General features: G+C 47.2%; 21 protein-coding genes and 1 pseudogene. 14 read left to right on the forward strand and 8 right to left on the reverse strand.

Annotation, left to right across the window (positions count from 1 at the left end):
• Positions 1–402: 402 nt before the first annotated feature.
• The 6 genes from F3J38_RS23790 to F3J38_RS23815 all read left to right on the forward strand — a co-directional run bounded on the left by F3J38_RS23790 (position 403) and on the right by F3J38_RS23815 (position 8,383).
• Positions 403–1,386, forward strand: a complete 984-nt coding sequence (locus tag F3J38_RS23790; protein WP_167142895.1) for a KpsF/GutQ family sugar-phosphate isomerase — start codon at positions 403–405, stop codon at positions 1,384–1,386.
• A 90-nt stretch (positions 1,387–1,476) separates the two neighbouring features.
• Positions 1,477–2,625, forward strand: a complete 1,149-nt coding sequence (locus tag F3J38_RS23795; protein ID WP_167142898.1) for a capsule biosynthesis protein — start codon at positions 1,477–1,479, stop codon at positions 2,623–2,625.
• Between the two features lie 11 nt (positions 2,626–2,636).
• Positions 2,637–4,313: a polysaccharide biosynthesis/export family protein gene (locus tag F3J38_RS23800; RefSeq protein ID WP_167142901.1), complete on the forward strand. Its 1,677-nt coding sequence runs from the start codon at positions 2,637–2,639 to the stop codon at positions 4,311–4,313.
• 9 nt (positions 4,314–4,322) lie between these two features.
• Positions 4,323–5,063 (forward strand): 3-deoxy-manno-octulosonate cytidylyltransferase, encoded by a 741-nt coding sequence (gene kdsB / locus F3J38_RS23805; protein WP_167142904.1) that lies wholly within the window; start codon positions 4,323–4,325, stop codon positions 5,061–5,063.
• Positions 5,060–7,087 carry a capsule polysaccharide biogenesis protein gene (locus F3J38_RS23810; RefSeq protein WP_167142907.1) on the forward strand — a complete coding sequence of 676 codons (2,028 nt, stop codon included), beginning with the start codon at positions 5,060–5,062 and terminating at the stop codon, positions 7,085–7,087. Before kdsB ends, F3J38_RS23810 begins: the two co-directional genes overlap by 4 nt.
• A gap of 45 nt (positions 7,088–7,132) precedes the next feature.
• A complete protein-coding gene (locus F3J38_RS23815; protein WP_167142910.1) occupies positions 7,133–8,383 on the forward strand; it encodes a capsule polysaccharide biogenesis protein in 1,251 nt (416 codons plus the stop codon).
• 10 nt (positions 8,384–8,393) lie between these two features.
• On the opposite strand, the gene F3J38_RS23820 is transcribed toward F3J38_RS23815, so the two are convergent.
• Genes F3J38_RS23820 through F3J38_RS23850 form a run of 6 tightly spaced genes read right to left on the reverse strand, consistent with a single transcriptional unit; the run spans position 8,394 to position 14,696 of the window.
• Positions 8,394–8,990 carry an acyltransferase gene (locus F3J38_RS23820; RefSeq protein WP_167142912.1) on the reverse strand — a complete coding sequence of 199 codons (597 nt, stop codon included), beginning with the start codon at positions 8,988–8,990 and terminating at the stop codon, positions 8,394–8,396.
• 52 nt (positions 8,991–9,042) lie between these two features.
• On the reverse strand, positions 9,043–9,885 hold the full coding sequence (locus F3J38_RS23825; RefSeq protein ID WP_167142915.1) for a glycosyltransferase family protein: 843 nt from the start codon (positions 9,883–9,885) through the stop codon (positions 9,043–9,045).
• Complete coding sequence (locus F3J38_RS28005; RefSeq protein ID WP_205298388.1) at positions 9,872–12,202, reverse strand: capsule polysaccharide biogenesis protein; 2,331 nt, start codon at positions 12,200–12,202, stop codon at positions 9,872–9,874. Before F3J38_RS28005 ends, F3J38_RS23825 begins: the two co-directional genes overlap by 14 nt.
• A gap of 52 nt (positions 12,203–12,254) precedes the next feature.
• The gene (locus F3J38_RS23840) at positions 12,255–13,214 is read right to left on the reverse strand and encodes a right-handed parallel beta-helix repeat-containing protein (RefSeq protein ID WP_167142917.1); all 960 of its coding nucleotides are present in this window, start codon (positions 13,212–13,214) and stop codon (positions 12,255–12,257) included.
• 7 nt (positions 13,215–13,221) lie between these two features.
• A complete protein-coding gene (locus F3J38_RS23845; RefSeq protein ID WP_167142920.1) occupies positions 13,222–13,923 on the reverse strand; it encodes an ABC transporter ATP-binding protein in 702 nt (233 codons plus the stop codon).
• Entirely contained in the window at positions 13,920–14,696 is a 777-nt protein-coding gene (locus F3J38_RS23850; protein WP_167142923.1) for an ABC transporter permease, read from the reverse strand. Before F3J38_RS23850 ends, F3J38_RS23845 begins: the two co-directional genes overlap by 4 nt.
• Positions 14,697–15,574: 878 nt before the next feature.
• On the opposite strand from F3J38_RS23850, the gene speB reads away from it, so the two are divergent.
• Positions 15,575–16,495: an agmatinase gene (gene speB / locus F3J38_RS23855; protein WP_084936591.1), complete on the forward strand. Its 921-nt coding sequence runs from the start codon at positions 15,575–15,577 to the stop codon at positions 16,493–16,495.
• Between the two features lie 853 nt (positions 16,496–17,348).
• Entirely contained in the window at positions 17,349–17,759 is a 411-nt protein-coding gene (locus F3J38_RS23860) for a YidB family protein (protein WP_167142926.1), read from the forward strand.
• A 44-nt stretch (positions 17,760–17,803) separates the two neighbouring features.
• Here the strand turns inward: F3J38_RS23860 and loiP are convergent, their stop codons facing one another.
• Positions 17,804–18,559 carry a metalloprotease LoiP gene (gene loiP / locus F3J38_RS23865; protein WP_167142929.1) on the reverse strand — a complete coding sequence of 252 codons (756 nt, stop codon included), beginning with the start codon at positions 18,557–18,559 and terminating at the stop codon, positions 17,804–17,806.
• Positions 18,560–18,832: 273 nt separating this feature from the next.
• On the opposite strand from loiP, the gene tkt reads away from it, so the two are divergent.
• The 4 genes from tkt (at position 18,833) to fbaA (ending at position 24,594) form a co-directional block, all read left to right on the forward strand.
• Positions 18,833–20,824 (forward strand): transketolase, encoded by a 1,992-nt coding sequence (gene tkt / locus F3J38_RS23870; RefSeq protein WP_167142932.1) that lies wholly within the window; start codon positions 18,833–18,835, stop codon positions 20,822–20,824.
• A 353-nt stretch (positions 20,825–21,177) separates the two neighbouring features.
• Positions 21,178–22,197: an erythrose-4-phosphate dehydrogenase gene (epd, locus tag F3J38_RS23875; RefSeq protein ID WP_034823224.1), complete on the forward strand. Its 1,020-nt coding sequence runs from the start codon at positions 21,178–21,180 to the stop codon at positions 22,195–22,197.
• Between the two features lie 51 nt (positions 22,198–22,248).
• Entirely contained in the window at positions 22,249–23,412 is a 1,164-nt protein-coding gene (gene pgk / locus F3J38_RS23880; RefSeq protein ID WP_038644972.1) for a phosphoglycerate kinase, read from the forward strand.
• A gap of 102 nt (positions 23,413–23,514) precedes the next feature.
• Positions 23,515–24,594, forward strand: a complete 1,080-nt coding sequence (gene fbaA / locus F3J38_RS23885) for a class II fructose-bisphosphate aldolase (RefSeq protein WP_034823221.1) — start codon at positions 23,515–23,517, stop codon at positions 24,592–24,594.
• A gap of 41 nt (positions 24,595–24,635) precedes the next feature.
• On the opposite strand, the pseudogene F3J38_RS28200 reads toward fbaA, so the two are convergent.
• A pseudogene (locus F3J38_RS28200) lies at positions 24,636–24,864 on the reverse strand (IS4 family transposase); the annotation flags it as partial.
• A 43-nt stretch (positions 24,865–24,907) separates the two neighbouring features.
• On the opposite strand from F3J38_RS28200, the gene F3J38_RS23890 reads away from it, so the two are divergent.
• A complete protein-coding gene (locus F3J38_RS23890; RefSeq protein ID WP_167142935.1) occupies positions 24,908–25,603 on the forward strand; it encodes a hypothetical protein in 696 nt (231 codons plus the stop codon).
• Positions 25,600–26,043 (forward strand): hypothetical protein, encoded by a 444-nt coding sequence (locus tag F3J38_RS23895; RefSeq protein ID WP_167142938.1) that lies wholly within the window; start codon positions 25,600–25,602, stop codon positions 26,041–26,043. Before F3J38_RS23890 ends, F3J38_RS23895 begins: the two co-directional genes overlap by 4 nt.
• Positions 26,044–26,059: the final 16 nt, after the last annotated feature.

Genomic DNA, 26,059 nt, shown 5'->3' on the forward strand with positions numbered 1-26,059 from the left:
CTTATTCTTGCGATTAATCGCCGTAAATTAGGGGTTTAATATCATTTGATGCTTGTGGGTGATTAAGATTTAATCGATTGGTTGTAGGGGTTTCAATAAGAATATACTTAAAAACCTTGTGCCTGATATTGCTGTGTGTTACATAGAGTGTCGAATTTATATCCCTTGCTTACTTCAGATTTTTCCGTAAGCGCCGTAGTGCCAAATAATAAAAAGAGCTTACTTCACTACCCCTACAGCGGGCGCTAATGCTTGCGTTTCAACTTGTCATGCAGCGTGATAAAACCGCCGCGTAACTGGGTGGGATAGAAAAGAATAATTAATACAATTCGTCGTTTTGCTTCCAGTGCGCTGTGAGCATGGCGACAGCATTTGCTAAACACCCCATGCAAAGGAACTGACATGACTCAGGTTGTTACTCAGGAGCAGCACAGCGGCTTAATTCAACCGGAGTTGATCGACTCCGTTCGTGAAACGCTGGCAGAGCAAGCCGCCGCGTTGCACAACCTCTCGCAACAACTCGATAGCCAGCAATATCAAAATGCGCTGCGTCTGATCATGAACTGCAAAGGTCACGTGATCCTCTCCGGTATGGGTAAATCAGGCCATGTTGGACGCAAGATGTCTGCCACGCTGGCTTCAACTGGTACGCCGAGTTTCTTTATTCATCCCGCTGAAGCCTTCCATGGCGACCTTGGCATGATCACGCCCTATGACCTGCTGATCCTCATTTCAGCCAGCGGCGAAACGGATGAAATCCTCAAGTTAGTCCCCTCGCTCAAGAACTTTGGCAACCGGATTGTCGCTATCACCAACAAGGGTGACTCCACGCTGGCTAAGAATGCGGATGCGGTGTTGGAACTCAATATGGCCAGTGAAAGCTGCCCGAATAATCTCGCACCCACCACCTCCACCACCTTAACCATGGCGATTGGCGATGCGTTGGCGATTGCCATGATTCATCAGCGTAAATTCATGCCTGATGACTTTGCCCGCTACCATCCGGGTGGCTCGCTGGGCCGCCGTTTATTGACACGCGTTGTGGATGTCATGCAGCGCGATGTGCCGACGGTAAAAGTCACTGCTTCGTTTAAAACGGTTATTCAGCGCATCACCAGCGGCTGCCAAGGCATGGTGGTGGTAGAGGACGCGGCGGGGAATCTGGCGGGTATTATCACCGACGGAGATTTACGCCGTTTTATGGAGAAAGAAGATGCGCTGGGTTCAGCTACCGCCGAGCAAATGATGACGCGTGCACCGCTGACGATGCCTGAAGAAACCATGATTTTTGAAGCCGAAGAAAAGATGCAAAAGCATCGAGTTTCAGCGCTTTTAGTGACAGATAAACAAAATAAAATTACCGGGCTGGTACGAATTTTCGACTAGCCAGATAACAAAGGGTGTGTCGCGCGGTGAGCCGCAAGTCGTACCTCAACACGTGCCTAAGCACCCCAATAAAAAATTGATGATAGTTCCATGTTGATGAAAGTGAAGTCCGCCGCATCCACGATGCGTACGCGTTTTTCTGCTATTTCACTGGCGGAAATCCAGAAACACCTGGCGAAAATTATCATTCTATTGCCGATGGCGCTGCTGCTGATCTACCTCGTGATCTTCAGCCAGCCGCGCTATATGAGCGAATCCAAAGTCGCGATCAAGCGTTCGGATGACCTGAACAGTAGTAGCCTGAATGTCGGTTTGCTATTGGGCGCATCGAACACTAGCTCAGCAGAAGATGCACTCTATTTGAAAGAGTACATCAACTCGCCGGATATGCTGGCAGCACTGGACAAGCAACTGAATTTCCACGAGGCCTTTAGCCATAGTGGGCTGGATTTTCTTAATCATCTTGGTAAAGAAGAGACAGCAGAACGCTTCCTGCAATATTACCTCAGCCGTATTAGCGTCTCTTACGACGACAAAACCGGTTTACTCGATATTCAAACTCAGGGTTTCTCGCCCGAATTTGCACTGAAATTTAACCACGCAGTGCTGAAAGAGTCTGAGCGTTTTATCAATGAAATGTCGCACCGTATCGCGCGCGACCAGCTCTCTTTTGCAGAAGAAGAAATGCAGAAAGCGCGTGCGCGCTTGAATGCCAGCAAGGCCGATCTTCTCTCCTATCAGAACAGCACCAATATGCTGGACCCTGAAGCACAGGCACTGGCCGCCACGACCTTGATCAACACTTTGGTCGGGCAAAAAATCCAGATGGAAGCAGACCTGCGTAATTTGCTGACCTATCTGCGAGATGATGCGCCACAGGTGGTGAGCGCCCAAAACGCTATCAAGTCACTGCAGGCCCAGATCGACGACGAAAAGAGCAAAGTCACTGCACCTCAAGGTCACAAGCTGAACCGTATGGCGGTCGATTTCGAAGAGATTAAATCGAAAGTAGAGTTTGATACCGAGCTGTACAAGCTGGCGCTGACTTCGATTGAGAAAACCCGCGTGGAAGCGGCGCGCAAGCTGAAAGTCTTGTCGGTGATCAGCTCACCGCAGCAGCCGCAGGAATCCACTTTCCCTAATTATCCATACTTGATCGCCTGCTGGTTGCTGGTGTGCTGCTTACTGTTCGGCACCCTGAAACTGCTGCTGGCTGTTATTGAAGATCACCGGGATTAATTGAGTTTGTCATGAAATTACTGAAGTCATTATTACTGATTGCAGCCTGGCAGGCTGCGCAAGCCAGCGCGGCCGTGGATATTAACGCCGATCCTAACCTGACGGGCGCGGCTCCGCTGCCTTCGTTTTTGACCGGCCAGCAAACCCAGGTTCAGAGCAGCGATGGATTCGACAACACGCCACCTCCAGCCGCACCTGTCACTATGAGCCGTATGTTTGGTGCCCAGCTGTTTAACGGCACCAGCGCCGACAGTGGCGCAACCGTGGGCTTCAACCCCGGCTACGTGCTGAATCCTGGCGACAGTATTCAGGTACGTTTGTGGGGCGCGTTCACCTTTGATGGCGCATTACAGGTTGACCCTAAAGGCAATATCTTCCTGCCAAACGTCGGTCCTGTGCAGGTGGCGGGCGTCAGCAACAGCCAGTTAAACGCGCTGATTACGACTAAGGTAAAGCAGGTTTATCAGGCCAACGTCAGCGTTTATGCCTCACTGCTGCAAGCGCAACCGGTTAAGGTGTATGTCACCGGTTTTGTACGCAGCCCTGGCCTCTATGGCGGCGTGACTTCCGATTCTCTGCTCAACTACCTGATTAAAGCGGGTGGCGTCGATCCCGATCGCGGCAGCTATGTCGATATCGTGGTAAAGCGCGGTAATCGCGTACGTTCCAGCATCAACCTATATGACTTCCTGCTGAACGGTAAACTGGGTCTGACACAGTTTGCCGATGGCGACACCATCGTGGTGGGGCCGCGTCAGCACACCTTTAGCGTGCAGGGTGATGTGTTTAACAGCTATGACTTCGAATTCCGTGACAGCAGCATTCCGGTTACTGAAGCCTTGAGCTGGGCACGTGCCAAACCTGGCGCGACCAACATCACCATTATTCGTCAGCAAGGTCTGCAGAAGCGTAGCGAGTACTACCCGATCAGCTCTGCACCAGGCCGTATGTTGCAGGATGGCGACACGCTGATTGTCAGCACCGACCGCTACGCAGGTACCATTCAGGTACGGGTTGAAGGTGCGCATTCTGGCGAACACGCGATGGTACTGCCTTACGGTTCAAGCATGCGTGCGGTGTTGGCGAAGATCCGTACCAACAGCATGTCAGAAATGAGTGCGATTCAGCTTTACCGTCCGTCTGTGGCGCAGCGCCAGAAAGAGATGTTGGATCTCTCCCTGCAGAAGCTGGAAGAAGCCTCACTCTCTGCTCAGTCCTCTACCAAAGAAGAAGCCAGCCTGCGTGTGCAGGAAGCACAGCTGATTAGCCGCTTTGTGGCGAAAGCTCGCACTGTGGTGCCAAAAGGTGAAGTGATTCTCAACGAGAAGAACCTCGACTCCATTCTGCTGGAAGATGGCGATGTCATTAATATTCCGCAAAAAACCTCGCTGGTTATGGTGCATGGCGAAGTGTTGTTCCCGAATGCAGTGAGCTGGGAAAAAGGCATGAGCCCGAAAGACTACATCGAGAAGTGTGGTGGTCTGACGCAGAAATCGGGTAACGCCAAGATTGTGGTCATTCGTCAGAACGGCGCTGCTGAGAACGCTGAGGATGTTGACACCCTTAACCCAGGCGATGAGCTGATGGTTCTGCCGAAGTACGAATCGAAGAACATCGAAGTGACGCGCGGTATTTCCACCATCCTCTACCAGCTGGCGGTGGGTGCGAAAGTGATTCTGTCGATCTAAGGAATGGAAATGAGCAAAGCAGTGATTGTGATCCCCGCCCGTTATGGCTCCTCGCGTTTGCCGGGTAAGCCGTTGCTGGATATCGTCGGCAAGCCGATGATCCAGCACGTCTATGAGCGTGCACTGCAAGTGGCGGGTGTGGCTGAAGTGTGGGTTGCCACCGATGATGAGCGAGTGATGCAGGCAGTCGCGAACTTTGGCGGTAGAGCGGTGATGACGCGTGACGATCATGAATCGGGCACTGACCGTTTGGTGGAAGTGATGCAAAAGGTTGATGCCGATATATACATTAACCTGCAAGGCGATGAGCCGATGATCCGCCCGCAGGATGTGGCACATCTGGTGCAGGGTATGCGTGATGACGCGGAACTGCCTGTGGCAACGCTTTGCCATGCTATCTCTGCCGAAGAAGCGCTGGAGGCCAGCACGGTTAAAGTGGTGGTGAATACGCGTCGTGACGCGCTTTATTTCAGCCGTTCACCGATTCCTTATCCGCGTAATGCTGATAAAGCGCGCTACCTGAAACACGTGGGGATTTATGGTTATCGCCGCGATGTTCTGCAGAATTACAGCCAGTTGCCGGAGGCGATGCCAGAGCAGGCAGAATCGCTTGAGCAGCTGCGTTTGATGAATGCAGGTATTGCGATTCGTGCTTTTGAAGTGGCCGCTACCGGACCGGGTGTAGATACGCCTGCCTGTCTGGAGAAAGTGCGCAAGCTAATGGCACAGGAGCTAGCAGAAACCGCATGATCGGTATTTTCTCTTCGGGCATCTGGCGCATTCCAAAGCTGGAAAACTTCCTGGTACAACCGAGTCAGAAGCTTTCTATGCTGCGCCCGATTCCGCAGGAGATTGATGCGATTGCCGTTTGGGGCCATCGACCAAGTGCGGCCAAACCGGTAGCGCTGGCTCAAGCTGCGGGTAAACCTGTTCTTCGCCTTGAAGATGGATTTATCCGTTCGCTGGATCTCGGTGTTAACGGCGCACCTCCGCTTTCCATCGTGATTGACGACATTGGCATTTACTACGATGCCAATCAGCCAAGTGCGCTAGAGCGTCTGATTCAGGATAAAGCCGCTAATGCCGCTTTAGCCGAGCAGGCGCGTGAGGCGATGCAAACAATCGTCACTGAAGACCTGTCGAAATACAACCAAGCGCCAGCCTTCGAAGCGGGTGAAGCATTAAATCGTGAATTGGTGCTGGTGGTCGATCAGACCTTTAACGATATGTCTGTGACTTATGGCAATGCCGGTGCCGATGATTTTGCTGCGATGTTAGCAGCCGCAATACAAGAAAATCCGCAGGCTACGATTTGGGTCAAAGTTCATCCCGACGTTTTGCAAGGAAAGAAAGCCGGCTACTACGCGGGTCTTCAATCGACGCATCGTGTCCATCTGATGGCGGATAATGTCAGCCCGCAGTCGCTGTTACGCCACGTTTCACGTGTCTATGTGATGACATCGCAATACGGATTTGAAGCGTTGCTGGCGGGTAAGCCGGTCACTTGTTTCGGTCAGCCGTGGTATGCCGGTTGGGGATTAACTGACGATCGTCATCCTCAGTCCAGCTCACTTGCTACACGTCGTGGTTCAGCATCATTAGTTGAACTGTTTGCTGCGGCTTACCTGCGTTACTGCCGTTATATCGATCCTCAGTCTGGTGCGGCATCTGACTTGTTTAGCGTGTTGCAATGGATGCAGTTACAGCGTCGGCACCAGCAACAGCGGAGCGGTCATTTATGGGCGCCAGGATTGACGCTGTGGAAATCCACCATCCTGAAACCTTTTCTGCATACCACGGCAAACAAAGTGCGTTTTTCAAGGCGTGCTTCGGCGGCAACCGCCTGTGTTGTGTGGGGCGTGAAAGGCGAACGGCGCTGGCGGGATGAAGCAAATCAACGTTTGCTGCCAGTGTGGCGTATGGAAGATGGATTCCTGCGATCTTCCGGTTTAGGTTCCGATTTGCTGCCTCCGCTTTCGCTGGTGCTGGATAAGCGCGGTATTTACTACGATGCGACGCGTCCCAGTGACCTCGAAGTGTTGCTGAATCACAGCCAACTGACATTGGCTCAGCAGCTACGTGCAGAGCAACTGCAACAACGCCTGGTTGAAAGCAAGCTGAGTAAATATAACCTGGGTGCAGACTTCAAATTACCCGCTGCGGCACAGGGCAAAAGAGTGATTTTGGTGCCAGGGCAGGTGGAGGATGACGCTTCAATCCTCACCGGTACTGTCTCTATTAATACTAATCTGGGGCTGCTGCGCACGGTGCGCGAGCGCAATCCAGATGCCTATGTGATTTATAAACCACACCCTGATGTATTGGTGGGCAATCGCAAAGGCGATATTTCTGCCGAACAAGTTCAGGCGCTGGCCGATTACCAGGCGCTAGATGCAGACATTATCCAGTGCATTCAGGTAGCCGATGAACTGCACACGCTGACTTCGCTTTCAGGTTTTGAAGCCTTACTGCACGGCAAAAAAGTATTTTGTTATGGCCTGCCTTTTTATGCGGGCTGGGGAGTGACGACCGACGAACACTGCTGTAAACGTCGAGGCCGAAACCTCTCGCTGTTAGACCTGATTTATCAGGCTTTGATTGTTTATCCAAGTTACATCCATCCCCTGCGCCTTGAACCGATAGCCGCTGAAGAAGCAGCCGAATACCTGATCCAGACACCGCGCAGGCAGATGTTTATTACAAAAAAGAAAGCGGGGCGGATTATCCGTCATTACCGCAAGTTAATGATGTTTATTAAGGTCAAGTTCGGCTGAGAACAGCCGGTTACGGACAATAATGAATAACCATGAAGGTTGAATATGCACAGTAATGCATTGACCATTTTGCTGTCTGGGAAGAAATACCTGCTGTTACAGGGACCGATGGGACCGTTCTTCAATGATGTGGCTGTTTGGCTGGAATCATTGGGGCGTGAAGCCGTGAATGTCGTATTCAACGGTGGCGATCGGTTTTACTGTCGCCAGCGTGAATATCTGACGTATCAGGAAACCCCAAAAGAGTTTCCCCGTTGGCTGCGCGACACCTATGCCAATTATGACTTCGATACCATTTTGTGTTTCGGGGATTGCCGTCCATTGCATCAGGCGGCCAGTCGCTGGGCGAAGGCGAAAGGTATCCGTTTCCTGGCATTTGAAGAAGGTTATTTGCGTCCGCACTTCATTACCGTGGAAGAGGGCGGGGTGAACGCTCATTCCTCATTGCCACGCGACCCTGAATTTTACCGTCAGTTGCCGGAAATGCCTGCCAGCCATGTCGAACATCTGAAGCCTTCTGCTGCAAAGCGCATTGGACATGCGACCTGGTATTATCTGGTGGGCTGGCGTCATCGCCATGAATTCCATAAATATCGCCATCACAAGTCATTCTCACCGTGGTATGAAGCACAGTGCTGGGTCCGCGCTTACTGGCGCAAACAGTTGTATGGCGTAATGCAACGCAAAGTGTTGCCACGTTTACAGTCTGAACTTGATCAACGCTATTACCTGGCGATCTTGCAGGTTTATAACGATAGTCAGATCCGTAATCACAGCCGCTATGAAGACGTGCGTGATTATATTAACGACGTGATGTTTTCGTTTGCGCGTAAAGCGCCAAAGGATAGCCATCTGGTTATCAAGCACCACCCTATGGACCGTGGACATCGCCTGTATGGGCCGTTGATTAAACGCTTAGGAAAAGAGTTTGGTGTGAGTGACCGTGTGATCTATGTACATGATCTCCCAATGCCAGAGTTGCTGACTCATGCCAAAGCGGTGGTCACGATTAACAGTACGGCTGGGATCTCAGCGCTGATTCACAACAAGCCTCTAAAGGTGATGGGCAATGCCCTCTACGACATCAAAGGATTGACGTATCAAGGGCATTTGCACCAGTTCTGGCAGGCTGGGTTTAAGCCGGATATGAAGCTGTTTAAGCAGTTTAGAGGGTATTTACTAGAAAAATCTCAAGTTAATGCCGTTTATTATCATAAAGGGAACGTAAAAGTTAACTCCTATATTGATTTTAGTTCTGTTGATATTAACAAAAAATTAATTACAGATGATGCATGATGTCTTTTAATTATCTTTCCCATCTGATGTTTCTCTTTACCACTTTTGCTGGGGTGCCAGCAATAATGACATTCTCCTCTGTAAAGGGTTTGTTCACAAAGGAGGATGCACCTATTACACATCCATTAGGAATTACAGAACCTTTAGATATTATTACTCTTGCAGCAACCCATATATTATTCCCGATAACTATTTCACGAGCAGGGTTCACTCTTTCATTAGTTGTTAAGTCATATATTTTGTGAACATCTGTAGATCTTATCTCTATCTCTCGGGAAAACATACAGCTTTCACCGATTGTAACATTCTCATCTCGACTGAGAATGTAAACACCTTGTGCTGTTGTATTGTTTCCAATTTTAACCGTTCTATTTGAACCAACGATAAGAATATGACCAGTTAATTTTACATTTTCGCCAACTATTAGATTATTATTATTCCCTTTAAAAACAACCTTAAGGTTATTGCAGTAAAAGTTAGAGCCGATATTAATAGTGTTTCCCGAAGAGTTTCTCCAGAAGTTGAATTGGTTTTCTCCAACTGCGTTAACTTCTTGAACCGAAATTGTGTTCTCACCCTCATTCCCGGTTATTTTAATGTTTTTCATGACGTCTCGTTAGTGATTGGTTTTTATCTCCCTGGTAATCAGAGATGTTTATTTAATCGAATCTTTTTGAAAGCTGAGAATTACAGTATTTAATGTTTTTTTCAGTCCAGTCTTCCAAGGTGTATGGAGAAACAGAAATTTTCTCTGAAGAGTCGAGATATTTTTCACGATTGAGCAAAGAGTTTTTTAAATGATTAACTAGCTGACGATTATTTTGGCCAGTTTTAACCGTAGGCCATCGCCCAAATGGGAACCATCTAGGAGTTGTCACTACTGACTTCCCACAGGCGCAAGCTTCATAGACGCTTAAAGGCACTCCAGGGCTAATTGAGGCCGTAAATAATACATCAATTCGACTATAATCATCAGGACCGGCCGATCTTTTTTCGTACACACCCAAATCTTCTATGTGTTCTAATCCTCGGCCGATCATCAAAACATCAAAGTCTAATTCTTTCTTAGTGGCTAAGACTACTTTTTTAAATGTTGATGAGCCTTTCCAACCTAATTTGTTTTCACCGCAAAAAAAACCGACAGTGGGACGTTCAGGGATTGTTTTAAAGGGTTTTATTTCAGAACGCGTACCAATCGGAACAGTAATTGAATTTCCATTGAAGCCACTGCGTTTCCATAGCCATTCCTGCATTGGATGAGTAAAGATCACACCCAATGAGGCATTAAACAAATGAATATCATGTGGTTCCATATTATGCACTTGAACAATAGTTCTGGTAATATCAGGAGATAATTTCAACTCTGAAGATCTTATACATAACCAAATATCCGCTTTTTTTAAAGGGTTAGTTGATGGTGTGCATCCATATGTAGTGAACTTCTCTTTTAGATCATTAAACAGCCAACCTTTGTTTTGGCAATAGACATTAATTAGATGCATTTTTTATCTTCATCACTTCTATTAGTTGATTGTCAATTTTTCTTGATAACATAGAAATGGATTTTTCTAGTGAATGGATATGTTCTCTTAACGACAAGAGTTCATTTGTTTTATCACTAAGGCTGTCTGTAATAGAGTTCTCATTGGTTTTCTCATTTGCGACAATAACATCACCATCCGAATTTAAAGATTTTATTTTTTTCATCTCACTGAGAAACTTCAACGCTTCTTCTGGTGAAATGTACTTTCTATAAATAGGATCGAAGTATTTTGGGTACACTATGTAAGAACCGGCAAAAAGCTCATCGATAGTTAATTTTCTTGTTCTTCTTGAATTTTCTTGTCGATCATCAGTTAGGCCCCAGCCAGAATAAAATGGGCAGCCTAGAGTGGTTACATGAATACCTCTAATTAGAGCTTCAAAGCCTGCCAGTGAGGATATGGTATAAACATGGTCAATGGTTTCCAGTGCTTGTGAAAGTGGAAAGTCATTGGTAATGATGCTGCAAATATTTTTAACATCTGATGGGTTTGATTGATATTTTCTAAACCCGCTAAGAACATCGGGATGTGGTTTGTAAAGAATTTGAGCCTCTGGATTCTCAATTCTTGCGATCATCACAATATCGTTGTTAGTATATTTAATCTTAGAACCATACTCAATCGAAGCATCATCTTCGACTTGACCAATGACGAGAATTCTTTTTCTATCTTTCACTCCATATATTTTACTAATATCAATCTTTTCAGAGTTGTTATATTTGCTTATGCCAGATTCTATTAATTCTTTTTTGAACGCTTTAGCTCTTTCAATTAGTCCATCATCAAAAATATTGTTTTGAAGGATGTTTTCAAGATCTGATTCTTCGCGAGCATTGAAGTATAAAGTTCTGGAATCAAAGTTTAATGATAGCGGTGCTGTATGAGAGGCTCCAAGTCCTAGTGAACGAATGAAACCATCTTCAATGTATGTTTTTTTAACATTTATTTTCAAGAAGTCAGGATGTACCTTCATTCCCCATATCATTATTTCAGCATTCTTAGTGTTATTTATTTTTTTTATCCAGATGTCTCGGCTTGCTTTATCTTTTAATTTGAATGGAATGAAAACAAATTTTCTATCAGGGAACCAACTTTTAAGAATTGGTCTTTTCCAGTCATTAATGTGGAAGCCATAAATAGTAATTTCGTTGTCAGAAATTATTGGGAGGGTTTCTTTTTGTTTTAAAGATTGCTTCTGACCAATTAAGATATCCAATGATTCTTCAGGAGTGATATATTTTTTGTAAATTGGATCAAAGTATTTAGGGTAAATTATATAGGCTGCCGCAAATACCTCATCAAGGGTTAGTTTCCTAACCCTTCTTTCATTGGTTTGCCTGTCATCCGTTAATCCCCATCCGGAGTAAAATGGGCAACCTAATGTTGTTACATGTATTCCACGCATCAATGCTTCAAACCCAGCCAGGGATGAGATGGTGTAAACATGGTCAACCGTCTGTAAAGCTTGATTTAAAGGAAAATCTTCCATAATAACTTGGCAGATATCCTTAACATTTTCAGGATTAGAGTTGAATTTTCTAAATCCATTTATAACATCAGGATGAGGTTTATATATAATCTGAGCTTCAGGGTTCTCAAGATGAGCAATGGTTACAATGTCATTGTTAGTATATCTTCTTAAAGAACCATATTTGATTGATGCATCATCTTCTACCTGTCCAATAATAAGGATTCTTTTTTTATTTTTAGGTCCGTAAATTTTATCAATATCTATGTTTTGAGAGTTGTTATACTTACTGATTCCAAGTTCGAGTAGTTTTTCTCTCATATTTCGAGCTCGATTGACTAATTCATCATCGAATTCATAAGTATTTAATAAATGCTCAAGATCCGAAGGTTCTTTTGAATTAAAATACAAGGTTCTTGAGTCAAAGTTGAGTGATAAAGGAGGTGTGTGTGACGCGCCTAGACCAATAGAACGGATAAAACCATCTTCAACGAAAGTTTTTTTAATATTTAACGCTGAAAATCGCTCGGGTAAATTCATTCCCCAGATTAATAGTTCTGAGTTCTTAGAGTTAGTTATTCTTTTTACCCAGCTTTCTATCTGTTGTTTTGTTTTGAGATTAAAAGGTACATATACGATTTTTTTTTCTGGAAACCAGGATTCTATAATTGGTCTTTTCCATTCATTTATGTGAAAAGCATATGTGATTTCTTCATTTTTCAAAGCATTTTTCAGTTTTTTATTTTCAATGGCATCCGCAAAAAACATAGTGGGATTTTTTAACAGCTTTCTCGCTTTTTTATACATTTTATTTACTCATGTTGGATGTTTGATTTTTTTTTTTGAGAATTTATGGAAGTTAATGGTTGGTGTTTTTAGTTATTAGATTATTAATTCCATTGTCAATGATAGGCCTCTCGACTGAAATGAATTTATTGTTGCTAACGTTATTGTTGTCAGCGTAGTCTGGGAAGAACCTGCCTAAACCATCAACTGAACTATCTCCACAATCCATATGTTCCAAATTTTTGTTTTTTCTTGATGCTAGCCAGACTCCAACTTTTTCATCTTTGAATACGTTGTTTTGTATGCGATTGAAATCTGAATGCATTTTCCTAATTTCTTGATTTCCTGAATGAATTCTTTCACTACAGTTTTTGTATAAAAATACTCCACCCAGCCCATTTCTTATGAATGTATTAAAAGCTATCGTGTTTTTCTGAGAAGAGTCGATGGCAATTGCTTCTCTCCTGGGTTTTCCATTTAAAAATCCATTTTTTGTAAAGGTGTTGTTGATTATCAGGTTTCGAATTGAGTCATGTTCAATATATATTCCGGTTGCACCAGAGCCTGAAATTAGAGAGTCTTTAACAGTTATGTTCGACGTGAAATCATCTAAGTAAATTCCATTTTTACCCGAGTTAGTTACAACTACATTTTCAATAGATATATTATGAGGTGTTCGTAAATATCTGTCAGGTTGATTAGTTTTTTTAGTGTCAGGACCAAGCCATGATACTCTTATTGCCGAATCTTGAGCTGAATCTATTTTGCAATTTTTAATCAAGATATTGCTTGTTTTCTTTCCATTGGAACTAACTGTAATACCATCTTTAAAGCCATTAGCATTTATTGTTGCTCCATTGCAATCAAGAGTAGTATCACTTTGGGTGATCAAAATGCTTGTATTGTAAGTGCATTGTCTGTTTAGCCGCACATTCCCCGATACATCTTCTTTTAGAAAACATGCTTGTTCTGCGTTTACACTACCAACACATAAAAATAATAATGCTGATAATGATTTTTTATTGAAACTCATTTTTACCTCAGCGTTGTTTTATTGAAGAGTAATCTGCGGGGCTATTGATCATTTCATCTTTAAGATAGTTATCTATAGCATCATCAATTTTATTATAATAAGTGACTTCATTTTCGCGGCCTATATAAATTGAAGCATCGCAAAATTCTTTCAATGATTTAAGACTATGAGAAACCATGATGAAATTTGATTCTAAATGACGGGATTTGAATAATTCAGAACATTTTTTTTTGAAGTTTGCGTCCCCTACTGCAGTTACCTCATCTACCAAATAATAATCAAAATTAAATGCCATGCTTAGACCAAAACCTAATCTTGATTTCATTCCAGATGAATATGTTTTAATCGGCATGTCAAAATACTTGCCAAGCTCTGCAAAATTTTCTACAAAATCTACTTTGTGCTTTAATTCATCATTTTTCGAATATAATCGTGCAACAAACTTTACGTTCTCACGCCCAGTAAGACTGCCCTGAAAACCGCCAGAAAGCCCTACAGGCCAAGATATGGATTTTTGAGTTGAAATTTTTCCCTTATCAGGAATGTCAATCCCTCCAATCATGCGTAATAACGTTGATTTTCCTGCGCCATTACGGCCTATCAATGCAATGCTTTTATCTGAAGGTATTTCAATGTTCAAGTTTTTAAATACAAAATGCCTTCCATTTGGGGTTTTATAAGATTTAGTTAAGTCTTCAATTTTTATCATGATCTCAACATCTCTTTTTCACGATTTTGATACAAAGATAAAGATAAAAATAAAGTGGCCAGCGTACATATGAACAAATATTGCAAGCTTACACCATCACTTACATATCCTGTAACTACAGCCTCTCGACTTAGTTCAACAGCATGTACTATTGGGTTCCAAAGAAAGAATGACCAGTATTCTTTAGGGATTGAGTGTAATGGAAACATTATGCATGAAATAAAATAGAGAGGTTTTAAAATGATAGGGAGGAATCGCTGAGTCTCTGGTATTGTTTTTCCTGCAACCATGAATATTATGCCTACGCTTCCAGAAAAAATTATCAAAAGTAACCATGCGAATATTAATTGAAGTAAATTTGTTACTATGACATTTTCTCCTGAGAGCGTTAGTGTAATCATGAGTAGTATATAAACAGCTGCGTATATAACTGACTCTAAAGCAACTCGTGCAATAATCGTGTCTATTGGTTTTATAGGCCGGTAATTAAATAGACCTTGGTTCGATTCTATGGCGCTAATCGAGCGTTTACTAATATTGCTAAATAGAAAATATGGTACAATCCCATTAATTAAAAATACTGGGAATGATATGTCTGGCATTGTTCGGTGCATCACATATCCAAAAATGGTTAGCAATATCAATAAATGCGCAGCCGGTTCCAGTATCGCCCAAAAATAACCCAGCCGATATTTACCAAATCGTGTTCGTATTTCACGGAGGAACAGCGCCTTTACGGCAGCTTGCTGGACTTCAAATCCACTTCTGGCCATTTATGAAACTCGTAATTTTAAGGAGGATTTTTTTTAATGCTACCGCCCTTGGCTTAACAGCAACCAATGCGCTGGGGCACTACGGATGTCATAGGGGAGAGGAGGGTGTTTCAGACGAGGGTGCTGAAAGTCTCAGCGAGTTACACGTAAGAAGCAGGTTGGTAGATCCAGCTAATACGAGAAAGAAGTGGTGCCAGTGTGTACATTCAGATGGTTTCTAATTGAAATTATTGTGGTCTGAACGAACAGCGATTCCCTGCAAGTCTGTAAGAATTTTCCCTAAATTTTCGCGACAACGTTACAGAGCATGTCCGGATATTCCTAAACGTTTTGCTCTATCAATAATCTGTTAACGATATGTAAGGGCTATTAATATGATCAGTAACAGGTTTTTTCCGTAACACCATAATAACAATGATTTTTTTAGGTCACTTACAAGACGCTTTATTGCCCACATTGTTTAAGCGAACAACTCAGTTAATTTTAGAAAGATAAAGCGTAAAAAAGCGAAACGCTTAAGCATTGAAGGAAGCTTCAGCATGGCTCGATACAAGAAGTGACCCGTGGTGAGTTGTTCGATTTATCAAACAATTTTAAGCAGGTAAGCGATCAACTCGTCCATTGCAGAACCCCAAAATCTCCGCAATAATTACGCCCAACAAATCCCTTCCTCGTCGGGCCTAACGACGCGGAGGGGATTTTTTTTATCTATACCCGTCATAATTCATGCTGCATGTGCGTTGACTGCGCTCAATCTCCCGAATCTCTTACTAAAGTAAGCTCATCGGGCTTCATGGGTTTGCCGCCTTCCTGCAACATGAATTAGTTAGGGTAAAACTTAGTGGCTTACCGACTCACGGATCTAAAGAGGACAAGTTATGTATAACACCCTGGGCAATCAGTACGATAACTCCCTGGTTTCTAACGCCTTCGGTTTCATGCGCTTTCCGGTGAATTTTCAGCCCTATGACAGCGATGCCGAGTGGGTGATCACCGGTGTACCTTTCGATGCCGCGACGTCAGGCCGTCCTGGCAGCCGCTTAGGACCGGGTGCAATCCGTCAAATCTCCACCAACCTCGCTTGGGAAGGTTGCCGCTGGCCATGGGATTTCGATCTGCGTCAGCGTCTGAACGTAGTGGATTGCGGTGATCTGGTTTACGCCTTCGGTGATTCACAGGATCTCTCGGACAAGTTGCAGGCTCATGCTGAGAAGCTGCTGGCAAACGGCAAACGTATGCTGACCTTCGGTGGCGACCACTATGTCACTCTGCCGCTGCTGCGCGCACATGCCAAACACTTTGGCAAGATGGCGCTGGTACACTTCGATGCCCACACCGATACCTACTCCAACGGCCCAACCTTTGACCACGGCACCATGTTCTTCACCGCGCCTAAAGAAGGTTTGATTGACCCTAACCACTCAGTGCAGATCGGTATCCGTACCGAGTTTGATAAGAGCCTGGGTTTTAACGTGTTGGATGCGGCACAGGTTAACGATCGCAGCGTGGATGATATCCTGGCTGAAGTGAAGCGTACCGTGGGTGACCTGCCGGTCTATCTGACCTTTGATATTGACTGCCTGGACCCAGCACATGCGCCGGGCACCGGAACGCCAGTGATTGGCGGCCTGACCAGCGACAAAGCCACTAAGCTGATTCGTGGTTTGCAGGGGATGAACATCGTCGGTATGGATCTGGTTGAAGTGGCACCAGGTTATGACCATGCCGATCTGACTTCATTGGCAGCGGCTACGATTGCGCTAGATATGCTGCACGTTCAGGCTGCAAATAAAGGTTAATCTTTAAAGAGGGCAGGGCGTGTGCCTTGCCCCTTATTAACAGAGGCATCTTAATAATCGTTATCTACATCGTTGATGGTCGAACGTAAAAAATGGCGTCCGGCACCAGCCATAATCGCGACAGCGGTAACAATCTGTATTGTCAGCATTCAACGCTCCTGGGCTCTCTGAGAGCCACGCACGCAAGGTATGTTCTTTTTCTGCCCTTTCTGACTTTGTCACACTCAATCTATGGTGTTTCACGCTACCGTCACGTTTTTGCTTTTTTGTTCCCCATGAATGTTCAATTACTTAACGTTATCGACACGCGCGGGATAGTTTTTATGACAGTCAGGTGAATTTGTGAGGTGTATCAGATTGGCGCGGTGCCAGGCTCGGGTATGCGCGAAAAAGCACATCGTTACGCGTCAAATCAGGTATTCAGGCAGGGAAGTGAATTGGGCATGTGTGGGATGCTAAAGCAGAGTGCAAAACTGATGGGGCGTTCCTTTGCCCTCGACTTCCCCGGTTCCTAATAATCATCGTTGATGTCCTGTGAGGCAGACCGTATCACCAGATACGCGCCAAGCAGCACAACGGCGATAACAATGGCGATAATGATCAGAATGGTCAGCATAGTGTGTGATGCTCCTGTGACTCTCTCTGACTGCGCCTGTAATCAAAAAGTCATTGTAGACCATGCCCACTTTCACATGGCCGGTGCGGCATTACGCGGGCCATTATCACGCTTCTCAACTCAACGTTTCGACAATCGAATGGTGACAAACTGTTATCGGCTCGGTGTAGCTATACTTTGGGGCGTAGGTCATTAATCGCTTCGTTAATCACAGTTACACAATCTTCGGAGGTCAACATGGGCTTTCTGGATGAATTAGTCGGTTCGCTGGGGAACGGCAACGGTCAGGGCAATCAGCTAGGTCAGTTACAGGCGATCTGGAACTGGGTGCAGGAGCAGGGCGGTATCGAAGTGCTGCTGCAAAAGTTTCAGCAAGGCGGGCTAGGTGAAGTGTTGGGATCCTGGATCGGCACGGGCGGTAATCAGCAAGTTGGGGGCGGTGAGATTCAGAATGCTTTTGGGCAGGATGAGCTGCAATCGCTGGCGGATAAGTTAGGCACGGATGTGAACGGTGCATCTGGCACCCTGGCGGCGCTGCTGCCACAGCTGATCGATAAGATGTCGCCACAGGGTCAGTTGGATGAACAGAGTCTGCACAACAACCAGCTGGATCTGGGTTCGATGGTGGATGATTTGTTCAAGCGATGACGGATCGGGGCGGCCAGCAAGCCGCCCCTGCAACATCCAAACCGTTATTTCGCGTCTGCCGCAATGCGATCGCGAATATGCTGCGCGCGCGCTGCCGAATCAGGGTGCGAGTCAAACATTGAACTCGTTTGGCCCTGCTGCATGTTGGCCAGTTTCTCGAAACTGGTGGCTAAGCCCAACGGATTGATGCCGCGTTTCTTCATCAGATCGTAGGAGTAGTCATCCGCTTGGGATTCCTGCGTCTGCGAGAACTGGGCATTCACCAGCTTCTCACTCAAATCACCCAGCTGTGACTGCGAAAGCTGCCCAATCACACCACCCACAGATGCCGCAGCCGTGCGCGCCGCTGTGGTGGCATACGCAACCTGCATCGCTTTGCGCGTATGGCCGAGCGCCACGTGGCCCATCTCATGGCCGAGCACACCTTCCACTTCATTGTCGGTCATCATATCCATCAAGCCGCTGTAAACACGGATGCAGCCATTCGCCATCGCCCAGGCATTCACATCCTTGGTCAGATAGACCTTGTAATTGGCCGGCACGCCGTTGATGTTATCGCCCAGCGCGGCAGCGATCTTGTTCAGGCGCTGCTGGTATTCACTGTTGGCGGGCGCAACCTGGTTGTCTTTGTCCATCTGGGCACAAGACTGATCGCTCAGTTGCTTGACCTGTGAATCATTCAACGTGTAAGCCTGATAAGCCTGCGCACCCGATTGCAGCAGCGCATTGTTATCCATTCCTTCGCAGCCGCTCAGCAGCGAAGCGATTCCCAGAGCTAAAAATGTGGCGCGGATTTTCATGTCGAAGTCCTTTGCATAACAAGGTAAAGAAAACAAACACCTGAAACATGCGCAGATGTTTAAACGCTTTGGTTATAGCTCGCATCCTGTTCGCTGGCTAGCAGACAAGCCCCGAATTGCAACCGTTTCCCCGCTATTTAGCATTCGCATACATGTACTTTTGCACTGATTTTCATGTACATTGATGTGCGACTTTTTTCACGCTTCGCCTGATAACTGATTAATTACAATACGTTAAGCGCGGCGGAGCATTAATCCGACCTGGAGTAGAAGATGCCCTCTCGTAAAGAGCTTGCCAACGCCATTCGCGCGTTAAGTATGGATGCAGTACAGAAAGCTAAATCGGGACATCCGGGTGCCCCTATGGGCATGGCCGACATCGCTGAAGTTCTGTGGCGTGATTTCCTGAACCACAATCCGACTAACCCGCTGTGGGCAGATCGTGACCGCTTCGTGCTGTCTAACGGTCATGGCTCAATGCTGATTTATAGCCTGCTGCACCTCACCGGTTATGACCTGCCGATGAGCGAGCTGCAGAACTTCCGTCAGCTGCACTCTAAAACTCCAGGCCACCCAGAATACGGCTACACTGCTGGCGTTGAAACCACCACCGGTCCACTGGGCCAGGGGATCGCTAACGCCGTGGGCTTCGCGATTGCTGAGCGTACGCTGGCGGCACAGTTCAACCGTCCTGGCCATGACATCGTTGACCACAACACCTACGTGTTCATGGGCGACGGCTGCATGATGGAAGGTATCTCACACGAAGTGTGCTCCATCGCCGGTACCCTGAAACTGGGTAAACTGGTTGCCTTCTATGATGACAACGGCATCTCTATCGACGGTCATGTTGATGGCTGGTTCACCGACGACACCGCAGCACGCTTCGAAGCTTACGGCTGGCACGTGGTGCGTGGCGTAGACGGTCACGATGCAGACGCAATCAAAAAAGCGGTTGAAGAAGCTAAAGCCGTATCTGACAAACCTTCACTGCTGATGTGCAAAACCATTATCGGTTTCGGTTCACCAAACAAAGCGGGTACGCACGATTCACACGGCGCACCGCTGGGCGACGACGAAATCGCACTGACCCGCAAACAGCTGGGCTGGAACCACGCGCCGTTTGAAATTCCTTCAGACATCTACGCGCAGTGGGATGCGAAAGAAGCCGGTCAGGCGAAAGAGTCCGCATGGGATCAGAAGTTTGCCGCTTATGCTGCAGCACACCCAGAACTGGCTGCTGAGTTCAAACGTCGCACCAACAATGAACTGCCAGCGAACTGGGAAACCGAATCGCAGAAGTTCATCGAGCAGCTGCAGGCTAACCCGGCGAAAATCGCCAGCCGTAAAGCGTCTCAGAATGCGATTGAAGCCTTCGGTAAAATCCTGCCGGAATACCTGGGCGGCTCCGCTGACCTGGCACCAAGCAACCTGACCATGTGGTCTGGTTCTAAGCCAATCAACGAGGATGCAGCGGGTAACTACATCCATTACGGCGTGCGCGAATTCGGTATGACCGCGATCGCTAACGGCCTGGCACTGCACGGTGGCTTCCTGCCGTACACCGCGACCTTCCTGATGTTTGTAGAATACGCACGTAACGCGGCGCGTATGGCTGCACTGATGAAGATTCGTCAGATCATGGTCTACACCCATGACTCCATCGGTCTGGGCGAAGATGGTCCAACGCACCAGCCGGTAGAGCAGATGGCAAGCCTGCGCGTGACGCCAAACATGAGCCTGTGGCGTCCATGTGACCAGGTTGAATCTGCTGTGGCATGGAAATACGCGATTGAGCGTGTTGACGGCCCATCAGTGCTGGTGTTCTCTCGTCAGAACCTGGCGCAGCAGGATCGTACCGCTGAGCAGCTGGCGAACGTGGCACGCGGTGGTTATGTGCTGAAAGACAGCGAAGGTACGCCAGAGCTGATCCTGATCGCCACCGGTTCAGAAGTCGAACTGGCGGTTGCCGCTTACGACAAGCTGACCAGCGAAGGCCGTAAAGTGCGCGTAGTGTCTATGCCTTCTACCGATGCCTTCGACAAGCAGGACGCGGCTTACCGTGAATCTGTACTGCCGAAAGCGGTTGCTGCACGTGTGGCTATCGAAGCGGGTATCGCAGACTACTGGTTCAAATACACCGGCCTGAACGGCGCTATCGTTGGCATGACCACCTTCGGTGAGTCTGCTCCAGCAGAGCAGCTGTTCAAAGAGTTCGGCTTCACCGTTGAGAACGTGGTGAACACCGCGAAATCTATTCTGTAATCAGCGGCCGCTATAAAGGGCGGCCCTACAGGTGATTTTCGTTAATGAAGGTGCGCATTGAGCGCACCTTTTTTTATTTTCGCTCCCGCCCTCAAACCTGAAACGGTTCAATTATTCCTTCAGTAATAATTTTTATATGCGAATTATGTGACGCAGATCCAATAATCAGCAGCGCAATTGATCGCAATCATTCCTGTTATTCCTTGCATGCTTTATTCTAGCTGAACCGTTTCAGTTGCAATTCAGTGGCATCATTTTGCAACGTTAAGCGGGCAATAATTCCCTGTACAAAACGCAGCGAAACGCTCAAGGTATTTGGCACGTTTTTTTGGGCTGTTGTTGCAGGAAGTGAGATGACCGTTCGCATAGCAATTAATGGTTTTGGCCGTATCGGACGCAATGTGTTGCGTGCGTTGTACGAAACCGGCCGCCGCGCTGAAATTACCGTGGTGGCGATCAACGAGCTGGCTGAAGCCACTGGCATGGCGCATTTGCTGAAGTATGACACCAGCCATGGCCGATTTGCCTGGGATGTGCGCCAGGAGCGCGATCAGCTTTTCGTGGGCGACGACACCATCCGCATTCTGCATCTGGCCGATATCGATGCACTGCCGTGGCAGGAACTGAATGTCGATATCGTGCTGGATTGTACTGGGGTTTACGGCAGCCGCGCCGATGGCGAAGCGCATCTGCAGGCGGGCGCGAAGAAAGTGTTGTTCTCGCATCCGGGTGGTAATGATCTGGATGCCACCGTGGTGTTCGGCGTTAACGAACAAGCTCTTAAACAAACTGACCGCATTGTCTCCAACGCATCCTGCACCACCAATTGCATTATTCCGGTGATCAAGTTGCTGGATGACGCCTTCGGCATTGAGTCAGGCACCGTGACCACGATTCATTCGGCGATGCACGACCAACAGGTGATTGACGCCTATCATAGCGATCTGCGTCGTACCCGTGCCGCCAGCCAATCGATCATTCCGGTGGATACGCGTCTTGCTGCGGGCATTACCCGTATTTTTCCGAAATTTAACGACCGCTTCGAAGCCATCGCTGTCCGTGTTCCCACGATCAACGTGACAGCCATTGATTTGAGCGTTTCAGTACGCGAAGCCGTGAAGGCTTGTGAGGTCAATGCCTTGCTGCAAAACGCGTCAGAAGGGGCGTTTCGTGGTATAGTTGACTATACGGAATTACCGTTAGTCTCAGTAGATTTCAACCATGATCCGCACAGTGCCATAGTGGACGGCACACAAACGCGGGTCAGTGGTCACCACCTGATCAAAACCTTGGTTTGGTGTGACAACGAATGGGGCTTTGCTAACCGCATGATCGACACCACGTTAGCAATGGCCGCAAGCGGTTTCAGGTAAGACGCGGACTGCGTCTGGCAAAACTTATGAGAATCAACGAGAGGGTTCACCATGTCTGTAATTAAAATGACCGATCTGGATCTTGCTGGTAAGCGTGTTCTGATCCGTGCCGATCTCAACGTGCCAGTGAAAGAAGGGAAAGTGACGTCAGATGCACGTATCCGTGCTTCTCTGCCTACCATCGAAGCGGCGTTGAAACAGGGCGCGAAAGTGATGGTTACCTCTCACCTGGGTCGCCCGACCGAAGGTGAATACAACGAAGAATTCTCCCTCCTGCCTGTTGTTAACTACCTGAAAGACAAACTGAACGGCACCACCGTTACCCTGGCGAAAGACTACCTCGACGGCGTGGAAGTTGGCGCAGGTGAGCTGGTGGTGCTGGAAAACGTTCGCTTCAACAAAGGCGAGAAGAAAGACGAAGAGACCCTGTCGAAGAAATATGCCGCACTGTGCGACGTCTTCGTGATGGATGCTTTCGGTACTGCGCACCGCGCGCAGGCTTCGACCCACGGTGTAGGCAAATTCGCACCGATCGCTTGTGCTGGCCCGCTGCTGTCTGCTGAGCTAGAAGCGTTGGGTAAAGTGATGAGCAACCCAGAGCGTCCGCTGGTCGCCGTTGTGGGTGGTTCTAAAGTCTCTACCAAATTCGACGTGCTGCAGTCTCTGGTGAAAATCGCGGATACCGTGATTGTCGGCGGCGGCATCGCTAACACCTTCGTGGCTATCGACAACAAGGTCGGTAAATCACTGTACGAGCCAGACTTCGTTGAAGCGGCTAAAAAGCTGCGTGACGAGCACGGCATCCCAGTTCCAACCGACTCTCGCGTAGGAACGGAATTCTCTGAAACTGCCCCTTCAACCGTGAAAAAGGTTTCCGAAGTGGCGGATAACGAAGAGATTATGGACTTCGGTGACGAAACCGCACAGGCAATGGCGAAACTGCTGAAAGAAGCAAAAACCATTCTGTGGAACGGTCCAGTTGGCGTATTCGAATTCCCGAACTTCCGCAAAGGCACCGAAATCGTGGCGAACGCGATTGCAGACAGCGACGCGTTCTCTGTTGCGGGCGGCGGCGATACCTTGGCAGCGATTGACCTGTTCGGTCTCGAAGACAAGATCTCCTACATCTCTACCGGCGGTGGCGCATTCCTCGAGTTCGTGGAAGGCAAAAAACTGCCAGCAGTAGCGATGCTTGAAGAGCGCGCTAAGCAGTAATTTTTGGGGGCGGCGCTTCGGCGCCGTCTGAAGGCTTGCCCATCCTGGGCAAAAAATCGACGTCCCCTCGTGGGATGAACGGTAACGAAACAGGACACAACCATGTCTAAAATTTTTGATTTCGTAAAACCCGGCGTTGTCACTGGTGATGACGTTCAGAAAGTTTTCCAAGTAGCGAAAGAAAACAAATTCGCTCTGCCTGCAGTTAACTGCGTCGGCACGGACTCCATCAACGCGGTACTGGAAGCTGCGGCAAAAGTTAAAGCGCCGGTCATCGTTCAGTTCTCCAATGGTGGTGCTGCCTTCATCGCCGGTAAAGGTTTCAAAACCGACAAGCCACAGGGCGCGGCAATCTTCGGCGCTATCGCCGGTGCGCACCATGTGCATCTGATGGCTGAACAGTACGGCGTGCCAGTGATTCTGCACACCGACCACTGTGCTAAGAAACTGCTGCCATGGATCGATGGTCTGCTGGATGCCGGTGAAGAGCACTTCAAGAAAACCGGTAAGCCACTGTTCTCTTCGCACATGATCGACCTGTCAGAAGAGTCACTGGAAGAGAACATCGAGATCTCTTCTAAATACCTGGCGCGCATGGCGAAAATCGACATGACGCTGGAAATCGAACTGGGTTGCACCGGTGGCGAAGAAGATGGCGTGGACAACAGCCATATGGACGCATCTGCGCTGTACACCCAGCCAGAAGACGTTGATTACGCGTACACTGAGCTGAGCAAAATCAGCCCACGTTTCACTATCGCGGCTTCCTTCGGTAACGTGCACGGCGTGTACAAGCCAGGCAACGTGAAACTGACCCCGACCATCCTGCGTGATTCTCAGGAATACGTCACCAAGAAACACAACCTGCCGCACAACGCGCTGGACTTCGTGTTCCACGGTGGTTCAGGTTCTTCTGCTGCAGAAATCGAAGAGTCAATTGGTTACGGCGTAATCAAGATGAACATCGATACCGATACCCAATGGGCAACCTGGGACGGCATCCTGCAGTATTACAAAAAGAACGAAGACTATCTGCAAGGCCAGTTGGGTAACCCAAATGGCGTGGATAGCCCGAACAAGAAATACTACGACCCACGCGTATGGCTGCGCTCTGCACAGGCTTCAATGGTTGTGCGTTTAGAGCAGGCTTTCAAAGAGCTTAACGCTGTCGACGTGCTGTAATTTTTCCTTACAGTACAAAAAAGGCCCGAAAGGGCCTTTTTTTATGCATTCGATTCGGCGTATACCTTGTCGGGATTCATCCTCGGCAGGGTATACGGTGACTGGCGGATAACATTTTCATTCAATGTCAGATACGATAATACCCTCGGTAACCTCTCACTTTTCGCCTGAAACCCTCTGTTTATTCTTTTACTTTCAATAAAATAACCTGTCAGCAACATGATGATGCTGAACCGTGTCGCAACTGAGTAAAAGCACGGAAATCCGCTGCCGGTAAATTACCTGACGCAGCTAACATGGAAGGAGGTCAAGGATGAGTAAGCGCATTAATATTATGGACGGTAAACTTGCTCCAGGGTTGCGCAATGGATTGATTTATACTGAAGTTCTGGGCTGGATCGACCTCGGACATGCTAGGGGTGGAGATATCACCCGGCTATTGCAAAAAATAAATGCGGGTGAATCATCTGGCGGCCCTTCTTATGACGTCACATACTCACAGTCTATGGCTGACGGTAAGACAGGTTTACGCTTGGGCAAATTCATCAAGTGGCGTATCCGTAAGGGGCGGTCATACTTCCAGAGGCAATCAATAGCTCTTGCAATGATGATGACGCTAGCAAAGCGATTTGAAGATTTTCAAAGCTCATTTCCCAATAACTTGATAACAGATAGTGGATTCAGTGGAGAGGATCTTGTGTCTGATCTGTTGGGGTTCTATCGCGTTATGGCATGTATGAATCCATTCCCATTGTTGCAACCGGTAAGCAAAGAAGAAGCCTTAAAACGCTGGGATCACTATGGTGAAATTGGTTCGTGGAAGAACCAAACTTTTAATCCTCTCTTATTTCCAGATCCAGAGCGTTTTCCCAATGCCAAACCCTATTTGGGCCATTTACCGAGCTTCATGAAGACCATCACACCTTACAGCGACTGGAAATCAGGTAATGTCGGTATCGCTACGGCTGATGGTAATTTCATGCAATTTGGCGGGAAACCTATGCTATGAGAATTCGATATAAAATAACGCTGATCGTATTAGTGCTACTGACTGCGGGGATTGTTTATGCGTGGCCATACGTTCAGATGAATTTTGCCGAAAGCGCCCGATATACTGAAAACAATCGCAGGGAATATGAATTTTATACCCCCGAACTGCTTAAAAATATGCCGCGAGTTACGGGTGATTACGAGTTCGGTTTCTCAAACGTCTCAGGCCCCGGCACTCTGGCTTACGACTTACAGTTCAAAGGCACTTCCGATGCAAATAAGATAAATTCTTACCTTAAGGAGCATGGATATAAAAAAGCAAGTACCTGCGATATTCAGGGCGACTGCTGGAAGGGGGAGGATCCGAAGGTATCCGTTTCAGTAGGTATCATTAAAGATCCGAGTACACTTATCGTATCCTTAGTCGTTGATCCAAGTTATGGGCATGAAATGCGATGAACTTTTTTTAAGCATT

The organism is Candidatus Pantoea formicae, assembly GCF_011752625.1.
GTDB classification, from domain to species: domain Bacteria; phylum Pseudomonadota; class Gammaproteobacteria; order Enterobacterales; family Enterobacteriaceae; genus Pantoea; species Pantoea formicae.

What these genes read in the sequence shown, in the direction of transcription:
- epd (WP_034823224.1), top strand. Translation starts at nt 21,178, where the DNA reads ATGACCGTTCGCATAGCAATTAATGGTTTTGGCCGTATCGGACGCAAT.
- tkt (WP_167142932.1), top strand. Translation starts at nt 18,833, where the DNA reads ATGCCCTCTCGTAAAGAGCTTGCCAACGCCATTCGCGCGTTAAGTATG.
- F3J38_RS23840 (WP_167142917.1), bottom strand. Translation starts at nt 13,214, where the DNA reads ATGAGTTTCAATAAAAAATCATTATCAGCATTATTATTTTTATGTGTT.
- F3J38_RS23825 (WP_167142915.1), bottom strand. Translation starts at nt 9,885, where the DNA reads ATGCATCTAATTAATGTCTATTGCCAAAACAAAGGTTGGCTGTTTAAT.
- F3J38_RS23895 (WP_167142938.1), top strand. Translation starts at nt 25,600, where the DNA reads ATGAGAATTCGATATAAAATAACGCTGATCGTATTAGTGCTACTGACT.
- F3J38_RS23795 (WP_167142898.1), top strand. Translation starts at nt 1,477, where the DNA reads ATGTTGATGAAAGTGAAGTCCGCCGCATCCACGATGCGTACGCGTTTT.
- F3J38_RS23800 (WP_167142901.1), top strand. Translation starts at nt 2,637, where the DNA reads ATGAAATTACTGAAGTCATTATTACTGATTGCAGCCTGGCAGGCTGCG.
- fbaA (WP_034823221.1), top strand. Translation starts at nt 23,515, where the DNA reads ATGTCTAAAATTTTTGATTTCGTAAAACCCGGCGTTGTCACTGGTGAT.
- F3J38_RS23845 (WP_167142920.1), bottom strand. Translation starts at nt 13,923, where the DNA reads ATGATAAAAATTGAAGACTTAACTAAATCTTATAAAACCCCAAATGGA.
- F3J38_RS23890 (WP_167142935.1), top strand. Translation starts at nt 24,908, where the DNA reads ATGAGTAAGCGCATTAATATTATGGACGGTAAACTTGCTCCAGGGTTG.
- F3J38_RS23860 (WP_167142926.1), top strand. Translation starts at nt 17,349, where the DNA reads ATGGGCTTTCTGGATGAATTAGTCGGTTCGCTGGGGAACGGCAACGGT.
- pgk (WP_038644972.1), top strand. Translation starts at nt 22,249, where the DNA reads ATGTCTGTAATTAAAATGACCGATCTGGATCTTGCTGGTAAGCGTGTT.
- speB (WP_084936591.1), top strand. Translation starts at nt 15,575, where the DNA reads ATGTATAACACCCTGGGCAATCAGTACGATAACTCCCTGGTTTCTAAC.
- F3J38_RS23815 (WP_167142910.1), top strand. Translation starts at nt 7,133, where the DNA reads ATGCACAGTAATGCATTGACCATTTTGCTGTCTGGGAAGAAATACCTG.
- F3J38_RS28005 (WP_205298388.1), bottom strand. Translation starts at nt 12,202, where the DNA reads ATGTATAAAAAAGCGAGAAAGCTGTTAAAAAATCCCACTATGTTTTTT.
- F3J38_RS23790 (WP_167142895.1), top strand. Translation starts at nt 403, where the DNA reads ATGACTCAGGTTGTTACTCAGGAGCAGCACAGCGGCTTAATTCAACCG.
- F3J38_RS23850 (WP_167142923.1), bottom strand. Translation starts at nt 14,696, where the DNA reads ATGGCCAGAAGTGGATTTGAAGTCCAGCAAGCTGCCGTAAAGGCGCTG.
- kdsB (WP_167142904.1), top strand. Translation starts at nt 4,323, where the DNA reads ATGAGCAAAGCAGTGATTGTGATCCCCGCCCGTTATGGCTCCTCGCGT.
- loiP (WP_167142929.1), bottom strand. Translation starts at nt 18,559, where the DNA reads ATGAAAATCCGCGCCACATTTTTAGCTCTGGGAATCGCTTCGCTGCTG.
- F3J38_RS23810 (WP_167142907.1), top strand. Translation starts at nt 5,060, where the DNA reads ATGATCGGTATTTTCTCTTCGGGCATCTGGCGCATTCCAAAGCTGGAA.
- F3J38_RS23820 (WP_167142912.1), bottom strand. Translation starts at nt 8,990, where the DNA reads ATGAAAAACATTAAAATAACCGGGAATGAGGGTGAGAACACAATTTCG.